The organism is Haloferax sp. Atlit-12N (genome assembly GCF_003383095.1).
Lineage (GTDB): Archaea > Halobacteriota > Halobacteria > Halobacteriales > Haloferacaceae > Haloferax.
Genome location: NZ_PSYW01000001.1, coordinates 1,024,513 through 1,043,565, shown reverse-complemented (window position 1 = coordinate 1,043,565; position 19,053 = coordinate 1,024,513). Strand labels below are relative to the sequence as shown.

Sequence of the window (19,053 nt, the reverse complement as noted above, 5' to 3'; positions counted from 1 at the left end):
TGCTGCATTCGCTGGCTCATGACAGGCCTTGATTGTTTGTGATTCTATAAAAAAGCTTCGCCGACGAATCGAGCGCTGAACTCCGCTCGTTCGCCGCGTTATGCCGGTAACCGCGCGACAGATGCGTCCTCTCGGGTGTTCGAGGATTTTTTGTGGTACGTCATTTCACACCACAATCTTGTCCCGGCCGAGCCTCTTTATACGCTACTCTTCGACCGGCTCTTTCCAGTGGACCGTCACCGTTCCGACGGCGAACGCGTCGTCGCCCTCGTCGTCGCGGACGACTCGGATGGTGTTCGAGCCCTCGACGAGGCTCGCGCCGGTCACGGTGTCGACCCAGTACTGCCAGCCGTCGCCCGGCGGGATGTCGAACCCCGAAAGCGAGTCGCCGTTGATTCGAATCTCGTGGCCGTACTCGCCCACGTCGAACGCCTGGATACCGAGGTACGGCTCTCGCGGGTCGTCGGTCGGGACGTCGAACTCGAACGTCGCCGTCTCGTCTCCGGCGTCGTCCGCCCAGTCGAGGTCGAGCGCCTCTCCTTCGGGGTGGAGGTGCGACCCGATAAACACGGTCGCGTAGTTCGCGCGGTGTTGCACGCTCACACGTTCTGTTGCGCCCGATAAAAATTCGCGTGGTCGGCGGTCGCGCCGTCAGTCGTCTTCGGGGAGTTCGTCCGCGAGGAACTCGCCGCCGGTGTCGTCGTTCGCGGCGTCGAGCGGGGGCTCGTCGTCGTCTTCATCTAACACCGATAACTCGCGTTCGTACAGCCGCTCGGTGAGTTGGGTCCGCTTGTTGAGGCCCTTCTTCTCGCGGCCGGTCTTGGTGTCAGGCATTGTCAATCGTGGTATCGTATCCCATGGAGATGAATGTTTTGTCCGAACAGTTGATACGGTCGCTTCTGTGGCGATGCCCGTAGGTTGGGTCTGTGGTGGTTCCTCGGGTCGCGTCGAACTGGGGGTGCCCTGTCAGTTTCGACGTAAGTGGTCCTTGGCGAGCGGGGTGATAGACTCCGGCGACGGTTCTCGCCGTCCGGCGATTGAGGGAGAAGCTATCTGCACTGGGCGCGAAGGCAAGGGATTCGAGTCGGTGTGCTCGGTTCGGGTCGGGGTCGCAGATGTTGCTTTTCAGAGAAGCGCCAGGAGAGGGATTTGAACCTCAGTCACTCTGCTCACTCTGTTCGCTTCGCTCTCTGGTTCAAACCCCTCTCAGAAACGCTTCACGAAAACCGCTATCCGCGATGCGCCGAGACGCATCGCTCGGAGTAGTAGTTTCCAGAGGAGCGCCAGGAGAGGGATTTGAACCCCCGATCCCAGAGGGAACACGCTTTCCAGGCGTGCGCCTTACCGCTCGGCCATCCTGGCTTACAACGCAACGTTCCCGCCTGGATAATTTAAGCCCTTCCTTTCCGTTCGAGTCGTGGTTCGATGACGTATGTCACGGACGCGACGGCGACGCCGGACGCGACCGCCACCGCGGCGACCGCCCCGAACGACGCGTCGATACCGAGTCCGAGGAGGACTGCGCCCTGCGCGAGGACGCCCACGAGGAGGAGGCTCGCTGCGCCCCACGCGAGCGCGGACCGGACGCGGCGGGCCACGTTACTCCTCGTCGACGACGGCGACGGCCTCGATTTCGACGCCGACGCCCTTCGGCAGGTTGCCGACCTCGACCGCCGAGCGGGCCGGCGGCTCCTCGTCGAAGTAGGTCGCGTACGTCTCGTTCATCTCGTCGAAGTCGTCGATGTCGGCGAGGAACACGGTCGTCTTCAGCACGTCGGTCGCGTCCGCGCCGGCCTCCTCGAGGATGGCCATCACGTTGTCGAGCGACTGCGTCGTCTGCGTCGCGATGTCCTCGTCGTCGAGGAGTTCGCCGTCCGGCGTCAGCGGAATCTGCCCCGCCGTGTAGAGCAGCGAACCGTTGGTCGTCGCCTGACTGTACGCACCGACCGCGGCCGGCGCTTCGTCGGTTTCGATGACGCGCTTCATACGCGGTGGATTTCGCCACGACGTGATAAAATAGGGTGGAACGACCGGGTCCGAGGTGAGGCTTCCCCGCCGTGGTCCGTCGGGTTACACCGACTTCCCGGAGAGGCTGATGCCGGTCGTGAGGACGCCCGAGGCGAACAACAGCCCCATCCCGAGCGCGGTGACCACGTCGCCGTCTCGGAGCGCGAACCCCGCGACGGCGACGCTGACGACGACCAATCCGAGGCCGAGGAGGGTCAGCGGTTTGGTGAGCGATTCGGCGGTGGGTTTGGTGTTGGGGAGCGTAGCCATGGGTGGATTGGTTGGTAGGGGGATTGCAGTCGGTCAGGAGTACGATTCGCCGGTCTCGATGGGCCCGCTGAACGTCGAGTAGAGGATGCCGAAGTAGGTGAACACGAGCGGCAGGAGGAGCGCCGACGCGACGCTCATGATGTTCAGCGGGAGCACGGAGATGATGGCGTCCGCGACGGTCAGTCCGGTCGCGGGGTCGGCCAACGGGAACATGAGCGTCGCCACGAGCGCGACGAACGCGAACACGAGGACCGGCACGGCCCCGAACGCGAGCGTGTAGCGCCCGTCGCGGAGCGCGAGCAGATAGCCCGCGGCGGCGACGAGACTGACGACGACGAGCGCCAGCGGCACCGGCGCGAAAACGCCGAGGTCGGGGCGGACGGCGACGAGGTAGGCGAGCGTGACGACGACGAGCGCGAGGTAGGTCGCTATCGCCCGCGAGCCGTAGTCGGCCACGTCGCGCTGGAGGCTCCCGCGAGTCTTCATGGCGAGGAAGCCGACGCCGGCGACGACGGTGAGCGCGACGACGGCGAGGCCGACGACGACGCCGGGCAGCGACAGGAGCGACTCGATGCCGAGGAGCCAGTGGGCGGCGAACACGCCGAGCAAAAAGGGCGCGCTCACGCTGCCGACGACGAACGCCCGCCCCCACCACGTCTGCCACGCCTCGTCGTGGCGCTGTTCGTACATCTCGGGAGCGAGTCCGCGGAGGATGAGCGCCCCGAGGATGGCGAACATGAGCAGGTAGTGGCGGCTGAAGAGGTTCGCGTACACGGCCGGGAACGCGGCGAACAGCGCGCCGCCGAAGACGACGAGCCACACCTCGTTGCCGTCCCAGAAAGGCCCGATGGCGGCCAAAAGCGTCTCGCGTTCCTCGTCGTCGTCGCGGGTCGCGAAGATGGCCCCGACGCCGAAGTCGAAGCCGTCGAGGAACAGGAACATCCCGAGGATGAAGAAGACGAGCCCGAACCACAGCTCCTGCAGCGGCAGGCCGAAAAGCGGGTCGGTGGCAAACGCGCCGTAATCAGTCATCGCCGGTCACCCCCGCGGGCGAGGCGGCCTCCGCGCCCGCCTCCGTGTCGTCGATGCTCGGCGGCCCCTCGCGGATGATGCGACGAATCACGTAGGTGTAGAGCGCGAGCAGGCCGGTGTACACGACGGCGAAGCCGACGAGCGTGAGCGTCGCCTCGAAGCCGGTGAGTCCCGGCGAGACGCCCTCACTCGTCCTGAGGACGCCTTGGATGACCCACGGTTGTCGGCCCACTTCGGTGACAATCCAGCCGACCTCGACGGCGAAGATGCCGAGGAGCGACGACCCGACGAACGCCTTGTGCAACAGGTCGTCGTCGTACAGGTCGTCGGTCCACCAGCGATAGGCCGCCCAGAAGGCCAACAGGATGAACCAGAACCCCGCGGCGACCATGAGCCGGAACGACCAGAAGACGATGGCGACCGGCGGGGCCTCCGTGTCGAACTCGTTCAGGCCGGTGATTTCGGCTTGGGGGTCACCCCCGCTCGCCAGCCACGACGCCCCGCCGGGAATCCCGATGCCGAGCAGTTCCTTGGCGCGCGGGTCGGTGATGTGTTCGAGGCTCGTCGGGATGGCGAACATGTACTCGGGGACGTAGCTGTCGGTCTCCCAGACTGCCTCCATGGCGGCGAACTTCTGCGGCTGGGTCTCGTAGACGTGCCGGCCGTAGGCGTCGCCGTGAATCGCCTGAAACGGCGCGGTCACGAGCAGGACGACGAGCGCGATTTTGAGCGTCTTCCGCCAGAAGCGGGCGTCCTCGCGCTCGTCGTCGGCGTCGATGCCGCGCTGCCAGACGTGGTACGCCGCGACGCCGGCCATGAACAGCGCGACTGACAGCACCGCGGCGTTCTGCATGTGGACGAACATCCACGGGAACCGCGGGTTGGCGTACGCCGCGATGGGGTCGACGAGCAGGACGACGAGTTGGCCGCCTTCGCGCGCGAGTTCGTACCCCCGCGGCGTCTGCATCCACGAGTTAGCGACGAGAATCCACACCGCCGAGAGCCACGTGCCGAGGCCGACGGCGACGGCCGAAACCATGTAGAGCGCGTCGGAGACCTTCTCGCGGCCGAAGACGAACACCCCGAGGAACGTCGCTTCGAGCATGAACGCCATCATCCCCTCGGTGGCCAGCGGGCCGCCGAACAGTTCGCCGGCCGCCGTCGAGAACGCCGCGAAGTTCGTCCCGAACTCGAATTCGAGGACGATGCCGGTCACGGTGCCGACGACGAACGAGACGGCGAAAATCTTCGTCCAGAACCGCCTGAGCTGTTCGTACACCGGGTCGTCGGTGCGGATGTCCTTCCACGTGAAGTAGATGAGGAAGGGCGCGAGGCCCATGCTCATCACGGGGAAGATGATGTGGACGATGGTCGTGAGCGCGAACTGCAACCGACTGGCGATGACTGGGTCGAGCATGGTTGGGGTGCGGGGTCGCTGACGACGGGGCGAACCGGGAAGCGGGAGGCGGGGAGTCCCCTCTTAAAGGCCTTCGTATTGGGGGAGAGTCAATCCCTGCATGCTTCCCACGAACTGAAAACCATCGCAGACGGTGTCTTCTGCCCGAATTCGACATAATAGTCCGGGTAAAAAGGCGAGCGTTCGTCGGGGACAGAAACGCGCCCACACTCCCGCAACACGCCCGTCTCGGGTGAACTCCGGCCGCCGACGCGCCGACCCGACCGACGGGCATATGCCGGAACAGTTCGGATTTAGAACATGACCTTCCTGTGGCAGGCTGTCCACGTCGGGATTGTGGGTCTCGGCGTCACGTACCTCGTTTTCCCCGCGCGAGTCCACGCGTTCGGGTTCGAGTTCCTCCGGCGCTCGTCCTCGGAGGAGTCCAACGAGTCCGACGCCCCTGTCTGGGTCTACCGTGGTATCGGGGCGCTCCTCGTGTTTATCGGTGTCTCTGGACTCGCCTGAGCAGTCGGACTCGAACCCAATTCCCGACCGCCTCCGGCGACGCGGTCAGTCGAGGACTTCCACGTCGTAGCCCGCGTCGCGGAGCTCCCCGAGGAGCGAATCGACGTGGTCGGGCCCGCGCATTTCGAGGTCGATTTCGACTTCCGTCGCGTTCAGCGCGATTTTCCGAGAGGTGCGGTCGTGCCTGACGGCGTAGATGTTCGCCTTCTCCACGGCGATGATTTCGATGAGCTGTTCGAGCGAGCCGGGGCGGTCCTTCAGTTCGGTCCGAATCTTGAGATACCGACCCGTTTCGACGAGCCCGCGCATCACCACGGTCGTCAGCGTGTTCATGTCGATGTTGCCGCCGCACAGCGCGGGGACGACGACCTCGCCTTCCTCGTAGTCGAACTTCTGGAAGACCAGCGCCGCGAGCGCGACGGCCCCCGCGCCCTCGACCAGCGTCTTCGAGCGTTCGAGCAGGTAGGTCAGCGCCACGGCGATTTCCTCGTCGGAGACGGTGACGACCTCGTCGACGCGCTCGCGGATGACCTCGAAGGGCTTGTCGCCGATTCTGCGGACGGCGATGCCGTCGGCGATGGTGTCCACCTCGTCGATGGTCTGAATCGACCCTTTGTTCAGCGAGTCCGCGGCGCTGGAGGCCTGTTCCGCCTGCACGCCGATGACGCGGGCGTCGGGGAACTGCTCTTTGATGGCCGTCGAGATGCCGGAGATGAGGCCGCCGCCGCCGATGGGGACGACCACGGTGTCGAGGTCGGGGCAGTCCTCAGCGATTTCGAGACCGATAGTTCCCTGTCCGGCCATGACGTACTCGTCGTCGAAGGCGTGGACGTAGGTCCGGCCCTCGTCCGCCTCGATTTCGTGGGCCTTCGCCTGCGCGTCGTCGTAGTCGTTGCCGTAGAGGACCACGTCGCCCCCGTAGCGCTCGGTGGCTTTTACCTTCGAAATCGGCGCGTACTCCGGCATGACGATTTTCGAATTCACGCCCGCTCGCGACGCCGCGAGCGCGACGCCCTGCGCGTGGTTGCCGGCGCTCGCGGTCACGACGCCGGCGTCTTTCTCCTCGTCGGAGAGCGTGGTGATGCGGTTCGTCGCCCCGCGAATCTTGAACGACCCCGTGCGCTGGGAGTTCTCCAGTTTCAGGTACACCTCTGCACCCGTCATCTCCGAGAAGGTGTGCGAGTACTCCAGCGGTGTCCATCGGGCGACCGCTTCGACGCGCTCGCGGGCGGCGCGTACGTCGTCAAGCGTGAGCATGGTCGGAAATCACCCGTGTCTGTGTTTAATCGTTCGGGAACTCCTCCGTATCAGGGCCGTGATGTCAACCCTCATGGTCGTCGGTTGAGAACTCGGATTCGACTCAGTCAACGCGCGTCGTCGCCGTCGCTCGCCGGTCGGGAAAGGGGAAAGGGGGAATGCACGCGTGTGACGTGCAACTGTCTTTCTCGTCCCCGTGCATATAAACGTCCCCCACCCGGAGTGAAAGTGAAACCGCACGACTGCGGCGACCCATCGATCGCGTATGACACTCGTCATTCGCGCGTCGCATCGAGCGTGCCCGACGGGACCGCCGCTTCCGGTACCGTCAACTGCGCGAGGTCCGTGGCCTCGGCATGAACCTCGGTCGCCTCCGGCGAGTCTGGAAGCGCATCTTCTCGCTCGCGTGGCCGGTGATGGCCGAGCAGACCGCACAGACGGCGATGCGGACCGTGGACGTGGCCGTCACCGCCGCGCTCTCTCCCGCCGCGGTCGTCGCTATCGGCCTCGCCGACCTCTACGCCCGGTTCCCGCTTCGCATCGGCCTCGGCCTCGGCGGCGGCGCAATCGCGCTCTCCAGTCAGGACACGGGAAGCGGCGCGGACGCCAACCGGAGCGAGGCAATCTCGACCGCGCTCCTCCTCGCGTTCCTCGCGGGCATCCCGTTCCTGATTTTCGGGTTCACGCTGGGCGAGGCGGCCATCGGCGCGTTCCCCGCGAGCGACCGGGCCGTGGAACTGGGCACGACGTACCTCGCGGTCATCTTCGCCACCTCGCCCGCGCGACTGGTCTCGCTCGTCGGTTCGCGGTCGCTTCAGGGCGTCGGCGACACCCGGACGCCGATGCTGGTCAACGTCTTCGCCAACGTCGTCAACATCGGGCTGTCGGTCGGTCTCGGCTTCGGCCTCGTCGGTCTGCCGGCGCTCGGCGTGCTGGGCGTGGGCCTCGCCACCTCGACCGCCAACGTCCTCTCGGCGGGGCTGCTTCTGGTCGCGCTCGCCCGCCCCGCGTCGCCGACCTCGCTGGTCCGCCCCCGCGACCGAACGGTCGCCAGCCAACTCGTGCGTATCGCCACCCCGCGGGTCGGCGAGGGCATCGCCGCCGAACTCGCGGAGTTCCCGTTCAACGCGCTGCTCCTCGGCTTCGGCGACGCCGTCAACGCCGGCTTCCAAATCGGCCGTCGGGTCTACCAGCAGGTCGCAAGCCCGCTGGCGCGTGGCTACAACGTCGCCGCCAGCGTCCTCGTCGGGCAGGCGCTCGGAGCGGGCGACAGCGAGACCGCGCGGTATCAGGGCGGCGCGGTGGCGCTCCTGTCGGTCGTTACGGTCGGCGGCATCGGGCTCTTCCTCGCGGCGTTCACCGAACCCATCGTCGCCCTCGTCGGCTCCGGCGGCGGCGCGGACCTCGAATGGGCCGTGAAATTCGCCGTCGCCTACGGCCTCGCCGCGCCGGGACTGGCGCTCTTCGTCGGGCTCTCCGGGTCGCTGCAGGGCGCTGGTGCGACGCGAATCCCCTTCGTCGCCCGGCTGACAGGGGTGTTCGGTTTCTTCGTCGGCGCGTCCTACCTGCTCGTCGAGGTGTTCGGCTACGGCCCGCTCGGCGCGCGAATCGGCATCGTCCTGTCGTTCACCTGGATGGGGCTGTTCGCGCTGGTCGCGTTCTACTACGCCGACTGGGCGGGTCACGCGGACGCGCTCATGGTCGAACGCGGGAGCGTCGGCGTCGACGACGTGGGCGAAGACGACTGAGCGGGGAACGCGGGAGCGGTCGGGAGACGACGCGTCGCTCCGGCGGGTCGTCGGGACGGAAAAAAGTCGCGTACGACTCGTCGCCTATCGCTCGTCGACCGACGGGAAGTCGAGGTCCTTCTCGCCGGTGTAGCGGGCGCGCGGGCGGATGAGGCGGTTGTCCTCGTACTGTTCGAGGACGTGCGCAATCCAGCCGCCGACGCGCGAGACGGCGAAGATGGGGGTGTAGAGGTCGATGGGGATGCCCATCTGGTAGTACGTCGAGGCGGAGTAGAAGTCCACGTTCGGCGCGAGACCCTTCTCCTCGCCGATGTACTCCTCGATGGCGACCGACATCTCGTACCACTTCATGTCGCCGGCAGCCTCGCCGAGCGCCTCGGACTTCGCGCCGAGAATCTTCGCACGGGGGTCCTTCACGTTGTAGACGCGGTGGCCGAACCCGGCGACGCGCTCGCCGCGGTCGAGGGCGTCTTCGACCCACTCGGTCGGGTCCATGTCGCTGTCGTCGACGTCCTTCAGCATCCGCATGACGTTCGCGTTCGCGCCGCCGTGGAGCGACCCCGAGAGCGTGCCGATAGCGGACGTGACCGCGCTGTAGAGGTCAGAGAGCGTCGAGGACGTGACCATCGCGGAGAACGTCGAGGCGTTCACACCGTGGTCAGCGTGCAGCACGAGCGCCATGTCGAACGTCTCGGCGAGCACCTCGTTCGGCTCCTCACCGTTGAGCATGTAGAGGAAGTTTGCCGCGTGATTCAGGCTCTCGTCGGGTTCGACGTAGTCGTCGCCGCGACGGAAGCGAGCGTAGGCCGCGAGCACCGACGGCATCTTCGCCGTGATGCGCTTTGCCTTCTCGAGGTTGACTTCGCGGTCGGTCACGTCCTCGAAGTCAGCGTTTTCGTCGTACGCCGACATCGACGAGACGAGCGTTCGGAGCGCCGCCATCGGCGACTCGTCCTGCTCGGCGAGTTCGCGTGTCACGTCGAGAACGCCGTCGTCGAGGCCTCGGTGGGCCGCGAGTTCGTCGGAGAACGCGTCTAGTTCCTCGCGCGTCGGAAGCTCTCCGTGCCACAGAAGGTAGAGTACCTCCTCGTAGCTTGCGTCCCGTGCGAGGTCTTCGATATCGTACCCGCAGTAAACGAGTTGTCCCGCGTCGCCGTCGATGAAACTGAGCTTCGATTCGGTGACCAGCACACCTTCCAGCCCCCGCTTCAGTTCGCCTGACATACCCAGAACGTTGCCTACCATATCAAAAAAGCGTTATCGTTTTCACTCATATGTTATCGACCGCCATACACATACAACGGCAGCCCTGTCTGTCGATTTCGTGGGTAGTCGGTGTCTAAAATAGTGTTCGACAATCGTCGTTGTTTTCGGTGCCCTTATACGGGGCTCACCGAAGGGGGTCGCGCGCGGTTCGGGCGACCCGCGAAGTCATATGCCCCGGCGACGTAGCTCTCTCGAACCACGGTGGCACCACTACTCCTGGCAAGCCTTTTGCCGTCCCGTCGTGAAGGCGGGCGCATGAATCCGGAGGACATCGAGTACGAGCCTGTCAGCGTCAAGGCCGTCCTCGCCGAGATGAAAGACACAGCGGAGTTACTCATCGACCTCTCGTACTCTGCCGTCCTCCACGCGAACGACGACCTCGCGGCCGAGGTCCTCGACCTCGAAGAGCGGATGGACATCCTCCAACTGCAGGCGCGAATGAGCCTGATGATGGCGGCCCGGAGCCCCGAAGACGCGGAGGAACTCGCGCCCGTCCTCGGCGTCGTCGGCGCGGCCGAGAAGATTTCGGACGCCGCGGGCGACATCGCCAAGGTCGTCATCGAGGACATCGGCCTCCCGGACGCCATCCGCGCGGCGCTCCCCGAGGCGGTCGAGACGACGATTCGGTGCGAACTCACCGACGAGTCGCCGTACGCGGGTCGCACACTCGGCGACATCAACATGGAGACCGAGACGGGCGTCCGCGTCGTCGCCATCCACCGCGCCGGCGAGTGGGTGACGAACCCCGACCACGAGACGACGCTCCGCGCCGGCGACGTGCTCCTCCTCCGCGGCCGCGATGACGGCCTCCAGACCGTCCACGAGGCCGCCACTGGCCTCCGGTACGACCCGCCGGACGTCCCCGAGCCGACCATCGAGGACCTCGAACGCGCCGTCGACTCCATCGTCCTGATGAAGGACATGAGCGAACTCGCCGTCGACCTCGCCTACGGCGCGGTGCTGTTCGACAGCGAGGGCGTCGCCGAGGAGGTCGAGGAACTCGAAGCCGAGGTGGACGCGCTCAAGTCCCGGTTCGAGGCGTGGACGCTCCGCGCGGCGAGCCGGGTCGAAGACCCCGTCTCGCTCCGCGGACTCGTCCAACTCGCGGGCGCGACGGAGATGATTTCCGACGCCGCGCTCGAAATCGCCGAGGGCGTCCTCCGCGGCATCGACGCCCACCCGGTCGTCGCCGCCGCGGTCAAGGAGTCCGACGAGGTCATCATCCGACTGCGGGTCGCCCCCGCAAGCGACCTCGCGGAGGCGACCCTCGGCGACCGGCGCGTCAAGTCCGAGACGGGGATGCGCGTCATTGCGGTCCGCCGGGCGGGCGGCCGCGAGTGGGTCGTCTCGCCGGGGTCGGAAACGCGGCTCCACGGCGGCGACCTCATCATCGCCAAGGGCACCCGCGCCGGGGCGGAGCGACTGGGCGAACTCGTCGGCGACGAGCGCGAGTTCGACGAGTAGGCGAGCCGACCGCCGGAACGGAGCGGAGCGTTTTACAGCGTTTTACTCAGTCGATACGCCGAGACGAGCGTGAGCACTGTCGCGACGAGCAGCGCCGTCGCGGAGGCGAGGACGAACGCGAGGATGAGGAACCAGCCCTCGGGCCCGAGTATCGGATACTCGCGGGTGCCGGCGAACGGGCCGAACAGTTCGAGGACCCGAAAGAGATAGGCGACGACGGCCAACGCGAGGCCGACGGCCGCCCCGATAGCGGCGTTTCGTGGCACGTCCAGCGCCTGTACCAGTCCCCCCGTCGGCGGCCGTTCGGGAACGTCGTCTGTCACGGTCGCCGGTAGCGGCCGCGAGACCATAGCGGCAACGCTTTCCTCGGGGGTCAGCGGACCGAACCCCTAAAGGGAGGCCGGTCCGAGGTTGGCGATATGATTACCTTGGGAACGGCGAGTGCGGCCCCCGGGGAGATGGACGTGGGCCGTCTCGAAGTCGGCGAGTCCCGCGACGGCGGGAGCGTCGGCCTGCCCGTCGCCGTCATCAACGGCGCGTCGTCGGGCAAGACACTCTACATGCAGGCGGCCTCGGACGGAGACGAACTCAACGGCGTCGGCGTCATCCAGCGGGTCGTCCCGCAGCTCGACCCCGCGGAGATTTCCGGCACGATTCTCATCGTCGGCATCGTCAACTACCACGCCTTTCAGGTCGCACAGCACCGCAATCCGATAGACGACACGAAGATGAACCGGGCGTACCCCGGCGACGAGCGGGGCACCTCCTCGGAGCGCATCGCGGCCGCGACGTTTGCCGCCGCCCGCGACGCCGACCTCATCGTCGACCTCCATCAGGGCTCGACGAGCCGGATGATAGACGAGGTCCGCGTCCGCTGCGGTCGCCACCACCGGATGCACGCGAAGTGCCTCCGACTCGCCAAGACGTTCGGCTGCGGCTACGTCCTCGACCAGAAGGGCCCCGACGGCCAACTCGCCCGCGCCGGCCCCGACGCCGGGATTCCGACCATCGACCCCGAACTCGGCGGTTGTGTCGGCTGGGACGAAGAGAGCATCGAGAAGGGCGTCCGCGGCGTCTACAACGTCCTCCGCGGGTACGACTTCCTCGACGGCGACGTGGAGCTCGAAGCCCAGACCCGCGCTCGCGGCTTCGACCAGTACGGCTCGCCGGTCGGTGGCCTCGTCCGGTTCAAGCGCGACCTCGGCGAGCGCGTCTCCGCCGGCGACGTGGTGTTCGAGGTGACGGACGTGTTCGGGAAGCTCAAAGCCCGCGTCACCGCCGACCACGACGGCATCTTCTGGCGGGCGCGCCGCCTCCCGCAGGTCGCCTCCGGTGAGTACGTCTGTTCCGTCGGCATCGACCTCGACACGTACTGACCCTGACTCACTTCACCCGCACCACCTCACCCCACACCCACCCACCACTCACCCACCTCATTTCCCATGACGACATCACACGACCTCCCCGCTCGGCTCCGACTCGCGTGCGACGCCTGCGACGAGACGTACGACGCGTGGCGCTGGCGCTGCACCTGCGGCGAGCCGCTGGACTTCGCGGCCGACCCGACGCCGTCTGCGGCCACCCCCGACGACGCCAACCTCGACTACCGCGACGGCCTCTGGGCGTTCGACGAGTTCCTGCCGACCGAGCCGCACGCGACCCTCGGCGAGGGGATGACGCCCCTCGTCGACGCGGCGGAGTGGGAGGCCTCGTTCAAACTGGAGTACGTCTTCCCCTCCGGTTCGTTCAAGGACCGCGGCGCGACGACGATGCTGTCTCTCGCGTCCGAACTCGGCGTCGAGCGCGTCGTCGAGGACTCCTCGGGCAACGCGGGGGCCGCCGTCGCGACCTACGCCGCCCGCGCCGGCATCGACGCCGAAATCTACGTGCCCGCGTCGGTCAAGCCCTCGAAGGTCCGCGCCATCGAGCGCGCCGGGGCCAAGCCGGTCCGCATCGAGGGCTCCAGACAGGACGTGACCGACGCCTGCGTCGAGGCCGTCGAGGCCGACGACGCGTGGTACGCGAGCCACGCGTGGAACCCCGCGTTCTTCGCGGGCACGGCCACCGTCGCCTACGAAATCGCCGCCCAGCGCGACTGGTCGGTGCCCGACGCGGTCGTCACGCCGCTCGGCCACGGGACGCTCTTCCTCGGCGCGTACCGCGGCTTCCGCGCGCTCTACGAGGCGGGCTGGACCGACCGAATGCCCGAACTGTACGGCGCGCAGGCCGCCGGCTACTCGCCCATCGCCGACGCCCGCCACCACACGCCCGACGAGACCAACGACGTGGCCGACGGCATCCAGATTCTCGACCCCGTCCGCGAGGCCGAGATTCACGAGGCGCTCGACGACACCGGCGGCGACGCCATCGCCTTGTCGGCCGACGCGGTCGAAGACGAACTCGACAGGCTCCACCGCCACGGCTTCTACACGGAGCCGACCTGCGCCGTCGCGCCCGCGGCGCTCCGCGAACTGCGGCTCTCGGGCGTCCTCGACCGCGACGCCGACGTGGTCGTGCCGCTCACCGGAAGCGGACTCAAATCGTGAATCAGCTCAGAACACAGCTAACATAGCGTCGCTCACGACCGAAGCCAGTCGAACAGCGACCATCCGCGACCCGCTTTTTCGTCTCTTTCCCCGGCCTCGCCGTCGCGTCCCCGGGCTTCGAGGTCGCGTCGCCGCTCGCGCTCCGCGTCGAGTTCGTCGCGGAGTTGCTGGTTCTCGTCGACAGCGTCGTCGAGCCGCGCCCGGAGCTCGCTGAAGCGGTCGAACGCTTCGCGCTCGCCAATCGGCGACGCGGCCGTCGGCGGCGGTCCCCGCGGTTCACTCCCCGAGTCATCGGGCTGCCCGTCGAGCGCGCCGTCGGACCGGCTGTCTCCCCGTCGGTTCTCGTCCGTGGGCGTCGTCGCGGGCCGAACCGCGCTCGACCAGCCGGACGGGTCGTAGAACTCGCTCGTCTCTCGAATTGCGCGGTGGACCGTCTTCGCGCCGTAGGTCGACCCGTCCGCGTGCGCCACCTCGTCCCACTTCGGCCGAAAGAGCTCGCAGTCTCGAAACAGGCGGCACATCTGGCGCGCGTCGCCGGCCGTCCAGAATGCGAGAATCGAACACAGCGCCGCGTCCGCGTCGTCGTGGTTGTCGTAGCCGCTCGTGTCTCCCCGCCACAGATGGGTGAACTTCACGCCGTTCACCGCGGTCGAAGCGCGGTCGATAACCTCGCCGTCAGCGAGGGCGTTGCCCGGGCCGCTCACCTCGTCGAGGCGCGCGTCGACGGGCACACCGGACGAATCCGGAGCCACCGAGTCGACCGTCGGGGCCGGCGACGGCTCCGGGCCGGCTTCGAAGTAGGCGCCGTGAATCGCCGCGAGCACGTCGCTCCGCTCGGCAATCGCCGCGGACGTGCCCTCGAGCCGGTCGCCGGTCGCGAGGAAAAAGCCCGCGCCGTCCGAGAGTTCGAGGTTCTCAGTTCGGTCGCTTCCCGACGGAAGCGTCCCGCGGACGAGGATTCGATACCCCGTCCCCGAGGGATTCACCTGCGTGTGAGAGTCGAGGCGGTCGACGAGTTCCCACGCCCAGCGCTCGGTCGCGCCGGTCTCGCTGTCGCGGCACTCGCCGATGTCGACGACGACGAACGGGTCGTCGTCGGTGAAAACGTACCCCACCCCGTCGGCGGGGCCGTCCCGCGCGTACGCGAGCGCTTCGTCGAACGTCGTCCACGTCGAAGCGTCGGTCACCGACGCGAGCCCGCCGGTCGCGTCCTTCAGAACCGTCGTTTCGGAACCATTACGGGTCCGTGTTCGCCACCCGACCCAGTTGGCCCGTTCGAGGAGGTCGTCCGGGAGCTGTTCCCGCGTCGGGAGTGGTGGCGTCATCGCTACTCCTGGTCTCGGGAGGGGCGAGAAAGGTGTTTCCCGCGAGCTATCTATTTTGATAATCAAACGAAATACGAAGCGTCCGCTCGCACGGTTCAGTCCACGGAACGCGGGCTGCCGTCCACAGCTCACTCGAAAATGATTATTGCGCGCGGGGCTTGCCCGCGGATTCGGTCTCGGTCGTCTTCGCGCCCTTGTAGGTGTTGAAGCCCAGCAGGTCGTTCAGCGGGCACTTCTGGGTGATTGCCGTGGTCGCGAGGACCGCTCCGACGAGGAGCGCCGCGACCGCGACGACGAGTCCGAGGGTTCCGGCCGCGATGGTCAGGAAGCCCGCGAGGGTCGCCGCCCCGACGATGATGAGCACCGGTCCGAGGACGGCACGCGCGATACGGTCGTAGCCGCCGACGTTCTTCTCCATGGTTGATTCACCGTTGCTAACTACGCGCTCGGCGGCTAAATCGTGAGCCGGCGGTTCTCGGCCCCGGAGAAACGTGACTGTCACGCCGGCCGCTACGTCGAGGACTCGGCCCTACTCGGCTACCCGCGACCGCCCCAGTCTATCCAGTCTTGTTCCCAGCCGTGGCCGGCGTGCCAGCCCCGGCCCTCGTACTCGGGGTCCTCGCGTCGCGTCCGGTTTCTGACGATGCTCCCCGTCTGCTCGCCGTCCACGAGCAGCGGTTTGAACGACAGCGGGCCGAACGACTCGGCCACCTCGCCGTCCTCGATGGCGACGAGCGTCTGCTCGCCGACCCCTTTCGGCATGACGAGTCGGCCGCCGTCGGCGAGTTGCGCGAGGAGTCGCGCGGGCGGGCGAACCGCCGAGGCCTCGACGAGGATGCGGTCGAACGGCGCGTAGTCGGCCAGCCCCTCCGCGCCGTCGCGGCAGTCCACGAGGACGCCGCCGTAGCCGGCGCGCTGGAGGTTCTCGCGCGCCTCGTAGACGAGCGAGCGCGTGATGTCGACCGCGTGGACGCGGGCGTCACCGACGATTTCGGCGAGGACCGCGGCGGTGTAGCCGACGCCCGCGCCGACGACGAGCACCTCGTCGTCCGGTTGGGGGTCGAGCGCGGAGAGCAGGCGCGCGACTGTCGTCGGCGCGAGGATGGTCGTGTTCGTGTCGCGGTGCTCCGTCGGGCGGTTCTGATACGGCGAGTCGGTGACGAACTCGTGTCGCGGGACGCTGCGCATGGCGATGGAGACGGCCTCCGGGAGCGACTCCAGCGAGTGCTCCAAGCCGTCGACCATGTCGTCGCGCAGCACCGAGTTGTCCATAGCCGAACTCGGAGGTCGGTCCTAATCAACCGCACGCTCGCCGACGACTGCCTGCAGGTCGGTCCCCGGCACGTTTCGGACCGTACAGCCGCCGAATCCGGCCGATTCGACCCACGAGCGAACCGTCGACTCGTCGTAGAGGTCACCGCGACCGGTGGCGAGCGCGTCCACCGCTCGCCCGGCCGTCGCGTCGGTCGAACACCGGCCGTGGAGACTATCGACGAACACCGCCGACCCGCCGGGTTCGAGGGCGTCGTGCGCGCCCGAGACGAGCGCTCGCGCGTCGGCCGGGTCGCGCCCGGTGAAGGCGTCGCCGGCGAAGACGAGGCCGAACCCCGCTACCGGCGGGTCGGTCGGGTCGCCAGCGACGAGGTCCACGCCGGCGCGGGAGAGGAGCGGTCGGACGGCTTCGACGGTCTCGGCGTCGTCGACGAGCGTCACGTCGCAACCGCGGGCGACGAACTCGCGGGCGAAGACGCCCGACGCGCCGCCGAGGTCGAGGACGTGCGTCGCGTCGGGTGCCTCGCGAACCGCGGCGGTCACGCAGGCCCGGACGACCGATTCTTCGGTGGCGTCGTGCGCGCCGAGTCGGTTCCGAAGCCAGTCGTCCGGGAACGCGGGCGACTCCTCGGAAGCCATCGTCTCCGGGAGGTCGGCGTAGAGCGAAAAGCGGTCGAGCGCGTGCGGGAGGCGACCGATGGAGCGCACGTCGCGCTTGGCGAGGAAGCCGAGCGCGCGGTTAGTTATCTCGTACTCGTCGCCGACGCGCTTGATGAACCCCATCGCGGCCAGCGCCTCGACCGTGATGCGGGCGGCTCGGGGCTCGATGTCGGCGGTCTCGGCCACGGCCTCGGCGGTGCCGGCGCTCGTCGTGAGCGCGTCGATGACGCCGCTCTCGCGGGCGGCCCACAGGAGCGCGAGCGATTCGACCGACGACTGCGACCGGTCGCGGGTAGGCATGGTCGCACCGACGAGTCGGGAACAAAAAGGTCGTGCGTTGGGCGGGCGGAACGGCTCGTCGGCGGGGCGGAGTGCTTCGGCGTCGGATTCGCCCTTACCAGGCCGACCACGCGGTCGAGGTCTGGTCGCGGGCGTAGACGCGCTTTGCGTCCTTCGCGTACACCATGTCGCCGGGGTGGTCGAGTTTGCCGTGGCGGTACTCGGGGGCGTCCGAGCGGACGACGAGGCCTTCGATTTCGACCTCCTCGTCGCCGAACGCCTCGGTCTCGCCGACGACGAACTCGTAGTCGCCGGGGACGTTGACGGTGACGCTGCGGGTGTCCTCGCGCTTGCCGTCCTTCGGGTGGATGGTGACGTTGACCGCGACGTTGTCGACGACGCGGGTCCAGACGGTCTTCACGTCCGCGACCTCGGCCTCGTCGGCGCGCTGTTCGGGGCCGACTTCGATGCCCGTGATGCGCACGAGCTGAATCGCCTCGGGCGTGTCGACGATGAACTCGTCGCCGACCTCGATGGTCGTGCCGACCGGCACGGGCACTTCGGTCGAGACGGAGTCGCCGTCCTGCGAGACGACGACGTTCATCTCGGTTTCGTCAGGAATCTCGACTTTCTCTTTGTGGACGTGGCCGCATTCAGTACACCGGACGGTCGAGTGACCGCCGGGCTTCAGCACCTCGTGGACGGTGGGTTCGTCGGGCGAACACGTCGGACAGGAGAGGGGGACGCGCTCGCCGGCGTCGGGTAGGCTCATACGGGTCGCTAGCCCATCAGGCCGTAAAAAGCCGCCTTTCTCCGTTTCGGCGTGGGAGTCGGTGGCAGGACGCTCGTTCGGCGAACCGAGCGACCCGCCGCGGGCGCGGTGTGCGCCCGCTCAGGGGTGCTCAGGGCTGCGGCAGGTCGACTTCCTCGCCGTCGGCGTACACCGTCGGCTCGCGGATGATACCGTCGAGGTGGAGCGGCGCGTCGGTGTCGCCGCCGATGCCGGCGTCGTCGCCGATGGCGATGTGGACCGTGCCCGCGGCCTTCTCGTCGAGCAGGACGGAGCCGACGAGGTCGGTCACGCCGACGTTGGTGCCGATGCCGATTTCGGCGAGGTTGTAGGCGTCTCGCCCGACTTCCTCCGCCGCGGCCTCGACCTGCTCGCGGATGTCGTCGTCGGAAATATCCGTGACGTAGCCGTCTTCGACCTCGAAGCGGAGTTCCTGTCCCTCGTCGAGGAGGCCGTGGGGCATCATCGTCCCGTCGACGACGTAGGTGCCCGTCGCGGACGCGGGGCTGAGGAAAATTTCGCCCGCGGGGAGGTTCGAAAACGAGCCGGCCTCAGCGATTGCGCCGGTGTCGGCGAGCCACTCGCGGTCACCGCGGACGAACGTGATGTCCGTGCCCGTCTCGGTCGTGACGCGGAGTTCGTCGGCGTCGCCGACGGCGTCGAGCATCGCCGCGCTGTGGTCGTAGATGGCGTCGTAGTCGGCATCGAGGCCGGTGACGAACACCTCCTCGGTGATTCCGGGGAGGGTCGCGCCGCGAGCGCCGGCGTCGCAGGCGTCACCGCGGGCGCGGGTGTGGCTCAGGCTCTTCGTCGTCGGCGCGAGGAAGGCGTCGCAGGCCTGCATGGCGGCGGCGACCGGCGCGGGCGGCTCCTCGCCGTGTTGGTTCCCCGGCGGGTAGCGGACGATAGTCGCGTCGTCGGTCACCTCGCTGGCGACCTCGTAGAGCGCCTCGCCGATGCGCTCGCGCTTGTCGTCGGTGACGACGACGAGCGACTCGTCGGGCTGGAGGTCGAGACACTGGCGGACCGCCGTCTCGCTGGCGGCGCGGAGGTCGGCGTCGGATTCGGGCATGGGGGAACCTGCGCCGGCGGCGCTGTTAGGCGTTCCCATCTGCCCCCTCGCGTTCGGTTCCCGCCCCGCCGCCCCGAATCGGCGGTTTCACTCGCCTCGGAGGTAATCGAGGGACTCACTCGCCCGAGAGTTAATTTCTAA

Annotated in this window: 21 protein-coding genes and 1 tRNA gene; 5 read left to right on the top strand and 17 right to left on the bottom strand. The window is 67.7% G+C overall.

What is annotated here, in order from left to right:
* Positions 1-204 precede the first annotated feature (204 nt).
* The 8 genes from C5B90_RS05445 to C5B90_RS05410 form a co-directional block, all read right to left on the bottom strand.
* Entirely contained in the window at positions 205-597 is a 393-nt protein-coding gene (locus C5B90_RS05445; RefSeq protein ID WP_115879702.1) for a hypothetical protein, read from the bottom strand.
* A gap of 54 nt (positions 598-651) precedes the next feature.
* A complete protein-coding gene (locus C5B90_RS05440; protein WP_058568683.1) occupies positions 652-834 on the bottom strand; it encodes a hypothetical protein in 183 nt (60 codons plus the stop codon).
* Between the two features lie 447 nt (positions 835-1,281).
* Positions 1,282-1,362, bottom strand: a tRNA-Ser gene (locus C5B90_RS05435).
* Between the two features lie 29 nt (positions 1,363-1,391).
* On the bottom strand, positions 1,392-1,598 hold the full coding sequence (locus tag C5B90_RS05430; protein WP_008577134.1) for a hypothetical protein: 207 nt from the start codon (positions 1,596-1,598) through the stop codon (positions 1,392-1,394).
* Between the two features lies 1 nt (position 1,599).
* Positions 1,600-1,986, bottom strand: coding sequence for a RidA family protein (locus C5B90_RS05425; RefSeq protein ID WP_115879700.1), 387 nt, complete (start codon positions 1,984-1,986; stop codon positions 1,600-1,602).
* An 84-nt stretch (positions 1,987-2,070) separates the two neighbouring features.
* Positions 2,071-2,277, bottom strand: coding sequence for a hypothetical protein (locus C5B90_RS05420; RefSeq protein ID WP_058826656.1), 207 nt, complete (start codon positions 2,275-2,277; stop codon positions 2,071-2,073).
* A 33-nt stretch (positions 2,278-2,310) separates the two neighbouring features.
* Positions 2,311-3,309: a cytochrome d ubiquinol oxidase subunit II gene (locus tag C5B90_RS05415; RefSeq protein ID WP_115879698.1), complete on the bottom strand. Its 999-nt coding sequence runs from the start codon at positions 3,307-3,309 to the stop codon at positions 2,311-2,313.
* Positions 3,302-4,726, bottom strand: a complete 1,425-nt coding sequence (locus tag C5B90_RS05410) for a cytochrome ubiquinol oxidase subunit I (protein WP_115879696.1) — start codon at positions 4,724-4,726, stop codon at positions 3,302-3,304. Before C5B90_RS05410 ends, C5B90_RS05415 begins: the two co-directional genes overlap by 8 nt.
* A gap of 300 nt (positions 4,727-5,026) precedes the next feature.
* On the opposite strand from C5B90_RS05410, the gene C5B90_RS05405 reads away from it, so the two are divergent.
* Positions 5,027-5,233, top strand: a complete 207-nt coding sequence (locus tag C5B90_RS05405; RefSeq protein WP_115879694.1) for a hypothetical protein — start codon at positions 5,027-5,029, stop codon at positions 5,231-5,233.
* Positions 5,234-5,278: 45 nt separating this feature from the next.
* On the opposite strand, the gene ilvA is transcribed toward C5B90_RS05405, so the two are convergent.
* Complete coding sequence (ilvA, locus tag C5B90_RS05400; RefSeq protein WP_115879692.1) at positions 5,279-6,490, bottom strand: threonine ammonia-lyase; 1,212 nt, start codon at positions 6,488-6,490, stop codon at positions 5,279-5,281.
* A 356-nt stretch (positions 6,491-6,846) separates the two neighbouring features.
* On the opposite strand from ilvA, the gene C5B90_RS05395 reads away from it, so the two are divergent.
* Positions 6,847-8,238 (top strand): MATE family efflux transporter, encoded by a 1,392-nt coding sequence (locus C5B90_RS05395; protein ID WP_115879690.1) that lies wholly within the window; start codon positions 6,847-6,849, stop codon positions 8,236-8,238.
* Positions 8,239-8,322: 84 nt separating this feature from the next.
* Here the strand turns inward: C5B90_RS05395 and citZ are convergent, their stop codons facing one another.
* Entirely contained in the window at positions 8,323-9,462 is a 1,140-nt protein-coding gene (citZ, locus tag C5B90_RS05390) for a citrate synthase (RefSeq protein WP_115879688.1), read from the bottom strand.
* A 297-nt stretch (positions 9,463-9,759) separates the two neighbouring features.
* Between citZ and C5B90_RS05385 the strand changes: the two genes are divergently transcribed.
* The gene (locus tag C5B90_RS05385) at positions 9,760-10,968 is read left to right on the top strand and encodes a potassium channel family protein (RefSeq protein WP_115879686.1); all 1,209 of its coding nucleotides are present in this window, start codon (positions 9,760-9,762) and stop codon (positions 10,966-10,968) included.
* Positions 10,969-11,000: 32 nt separating this feature from the next.
* Here C5B90_RS05385 and C5B90_RS05380 read toward each other — a convergent pair whose 3' ends face one another.
* Positions 11,001-11,318, bottom strand: coding sequence for a hypothetical protein (locus C5B90_RS05380; protein ID WP_004973404.1), 318 nt, complete (start codon positions 11,316-11,318; stop codon positions 11,001-11,003).
* Between the two features lie 69 nt (positions 11,319-11,387).
* Here C5B90_RS05380 and C5B90_RS05375 point away from each other — a divergent pair, with 69 nt between their 5' ends.
* Both C5B90_RS05375 and C5B90_RS05370 read left to right on the top strand, forming a co-directional pair.
* Positions 11,388-12,344: a succinylglutamate desuccinylase/aspartoacylase family protein gene (locus C5B90_RS05375; protein WP_115879684.1), complete on the top strand. Its 957-nt coding sequence runs from the start codon at positions 11,388-11,390 to the stop codon at positions 12,342-12,344.
* A 66-nt stretch (positions 12,345-12,410) separates the two neighbouring features.
* Positions 12,411-13,514 carry a pyridoxal-phosphate dependent enzyme gene (locus C5B90_RS05370; RefSeq protein WP_115879682.1) on the top strand — a complete coding sequence of 368 codons (1,104 nt, stop codon included), beginning with the start codon at positions 12,411-12,413 and terminating at the stop codon, positions 13,512-13,514.
* A gap of 32 nt (positions 13,515-13,546) precedes the next feature.
* Here the strand turns inward: C5B90_RS05370 and C5B90_RS05365 are convergent, their stop codons facing one another.
* The 6 genes from C5B90_RS05365 to C5B90_RS05340 form a co-directional block, all read right to left on the bottom strand.
* A complete protein-coding gene (locus C5B90_RS05365; protein ID WP_115879680.1) occupies positions 13,547-14,839 on the bottom strand; it encodes a hypothetical protein in 1,293 nt (430 codons plus the stop codon).
* A gap of 142 nt (positions 14,840-14,981) precedes the next feature.
* Positions 14,982-15,257, bottom strand: a complete 276-nt coding sequence (locus C5B90_RS05360; RefSeq protein ID WP_115879678.1) for a DUF2892 domain-containing protein — start codon at positions 15,255-15,257, stop codon at positions 14,982-14,984.
* A 119-nt stretch (positions 15,258-15,376) separates the two neighbouring features.
* Positions 15,377-16,111, bottom strand: coding sequence for a protein-L-isoaspartate O-methyltransferase (locus C5B90_RS05355; protein WP_115879676.1), 735 nt, complete (start codon positions 16,109-16,111; stop codon positions 15,377-15,379).
* 21 nt (positions 16,112-16,132) lie between these two features.
* Positions 16,133-17,071: a bifunctional 2-polyprenyl-6-hydroxyphenol methylase/3-demethylubiquinol 3-O-methyltransferase UbiG gene (locus C5B90_RS05350; protein WP_115879674.1), complete on the bottom strand. Its 939-nt coding sequence runs from the start codon at positions 17,069-17,071 to the stop codon at positions 16,133-16,135.
* Positions 17,072-17,165: 94 nt separating this feature from the next.
* The gene (locus C5B90_RS05345) at positions 17,166-17,822 is read right to left on the bottom strand and encodes an HVO_0476 family zinc finger protein (RefSeq protein ID WP_089779448.1); all 657 of its coding nucleotides are present in this window, start codon (positions 17,820-17,822) and stop codon (positions 17,166-17,168) included.
* 130 nt (positions 17,823-17,952) lie between these two features.
* On the bottom strand, positions 17,953-18,912 hold the full coding sequence (locus C5B90_RS05340) for an aminopeptidase (protein WP_115879672.1): 960 nt from the start codon (positions 18,910-18,912) through the stop codon (positions 17,953-17,955).
* Between the last annotated feature and the right edge of the window lie 141 nt (positions 18,913-19,053).

Bases quoted from the DNA above. Each gene is read 5' to 3' on its own strand.
- C5B90_RS05440 (WP_058568683.1), bottom strand. From the start codon at position 834: ATGCCTGACACCAAGACCGGCCGCGAGAAGAAGGGCCTCAACAAGCGG.
- C5B90_RS05425 (WP_115879700.1), bottom strand. From the start codon at position 1,986: ATGAAGCGCGTCATCGAAACCGACGAAGCGCCGGCCGCGGTCGGTGCG.
- C5B90_RS05420 (WP_058826656.1), bottom strand. From the start codon at position 2,277: ATGGCTACGCTCCCCAACACCAAACCCACCGCCGAATCGCTCACCAAA.
- C5B90_RS05415 (WP_115879698.1), bottom strand. From the start codon at position 3,309: ATGACTGATTACGGCGCGTTTGCCACCGACCCGCTTTTCGGCCTGCCG.
- C5B90_RS05410 (WP_115879696.1), bottom strand. From the start codon at position 4,726: ATGCTCGACCCAGTCATCGCCAGTCGGTTGCAGTTCGCGCTCACGACC.
- C5B90_RS05405 (WP_115879694.1), top strand. From the start codon at position 5,027: ATGACCTTCCTGTGGCAGGCTGTCCACGTCGGGATTGTGGGTCTCGGC.
- ilvA (WP_115879692.1), bottom strand. From the start codon at position 6,490: ATGCTCACGCTTGACGACGTACGCGCCGCCCGCGAGCGCGTCGAAGCG.
- C5B90_RS05395 (WP_115879690.1), top strand. From the start codon at position 6,847: ATGAACCTCGGTCGCCTCCGGCGAGTCTGGAAGCGCATCTTCTCGCTC.
- citZ (WP_115879688.1), bottom strand. From the start codon at position 9,462: ATGTCAGGCGAACTGAAGCGGGGGCTGGAAGGTGTGCTGGTCACCGAA.
- C5B90_RS05385 (WP_115879686.1), top strand. From the start codon at position 9,760: ATGAATCCGGAGGACATCGAGTACGAGCCTGTCAGCGTCAAGGCCGTC.
- C5B90_RS05380 (WP_004973404.1), bottom strand. From the start codon at position 11,318: ATGGTCTCGCGGCCGCTACCGGCGACCGTGACAGACGACGTTCCCGAA.
- C5B90_RS05375 (WP_115879684.1), top strand. From the start codon at position 11,388: ATGATTACCTTGGGAACGGCGAGTGCGGCCCCCGGGGAGATGGACGTG.
- C5B90_RS05370 (WP_115879682.1), top strand. From the start codon at position 12,411: ATGACGACATCACACGACCTCCCCGCTCGGCTCCGACTCGCGTGCGAC.
- C5B90_RS05365 (WP_115879680.1), bottom strand. From the start codon at position 14,839: ATGACGCCACCACTCCCGACGCGGGAACAGCTCCCGGACGACCTCCTC.
- C5B90_RS05360 (WP_115879678.1), bottom strand. From the start codon at position 15,257: ATGGAGAAGAACGTCGGCGGCTACGACCGTATCGCGCGTGCCGTCCTC.
- C5B90_RS05355 (WP_115879676.1), bottom strand. From the start codon at position 16,111: ATGGACAACTCGGTGCTGCGCGACGACATGGTCGACGGCTTGGAGCAC.
- C5B90_RS05350 (WP_115879674.1), bottom strand. From the start codon at position 17,071: ATGCCTACCCGCGACCGGTCGCAGTCGTCGGTCGAATCGCTCGCGCTC.
- C5B90_RS05345 (WP_089779448.1), bottom strand. From the start codon at position 17,822: ATGAGCCTACCCGACGCCGGCGAGCGCGTCCCCCTCTCCTGTCCGACG.
- C5B90_RS05340 (WP_115879672.1), bottom strand. From the start codon at position 18,912: ATGCCCGAATCCGACGCCGACCTCCGCGCCGCCAGCGAGACGGCGGTC.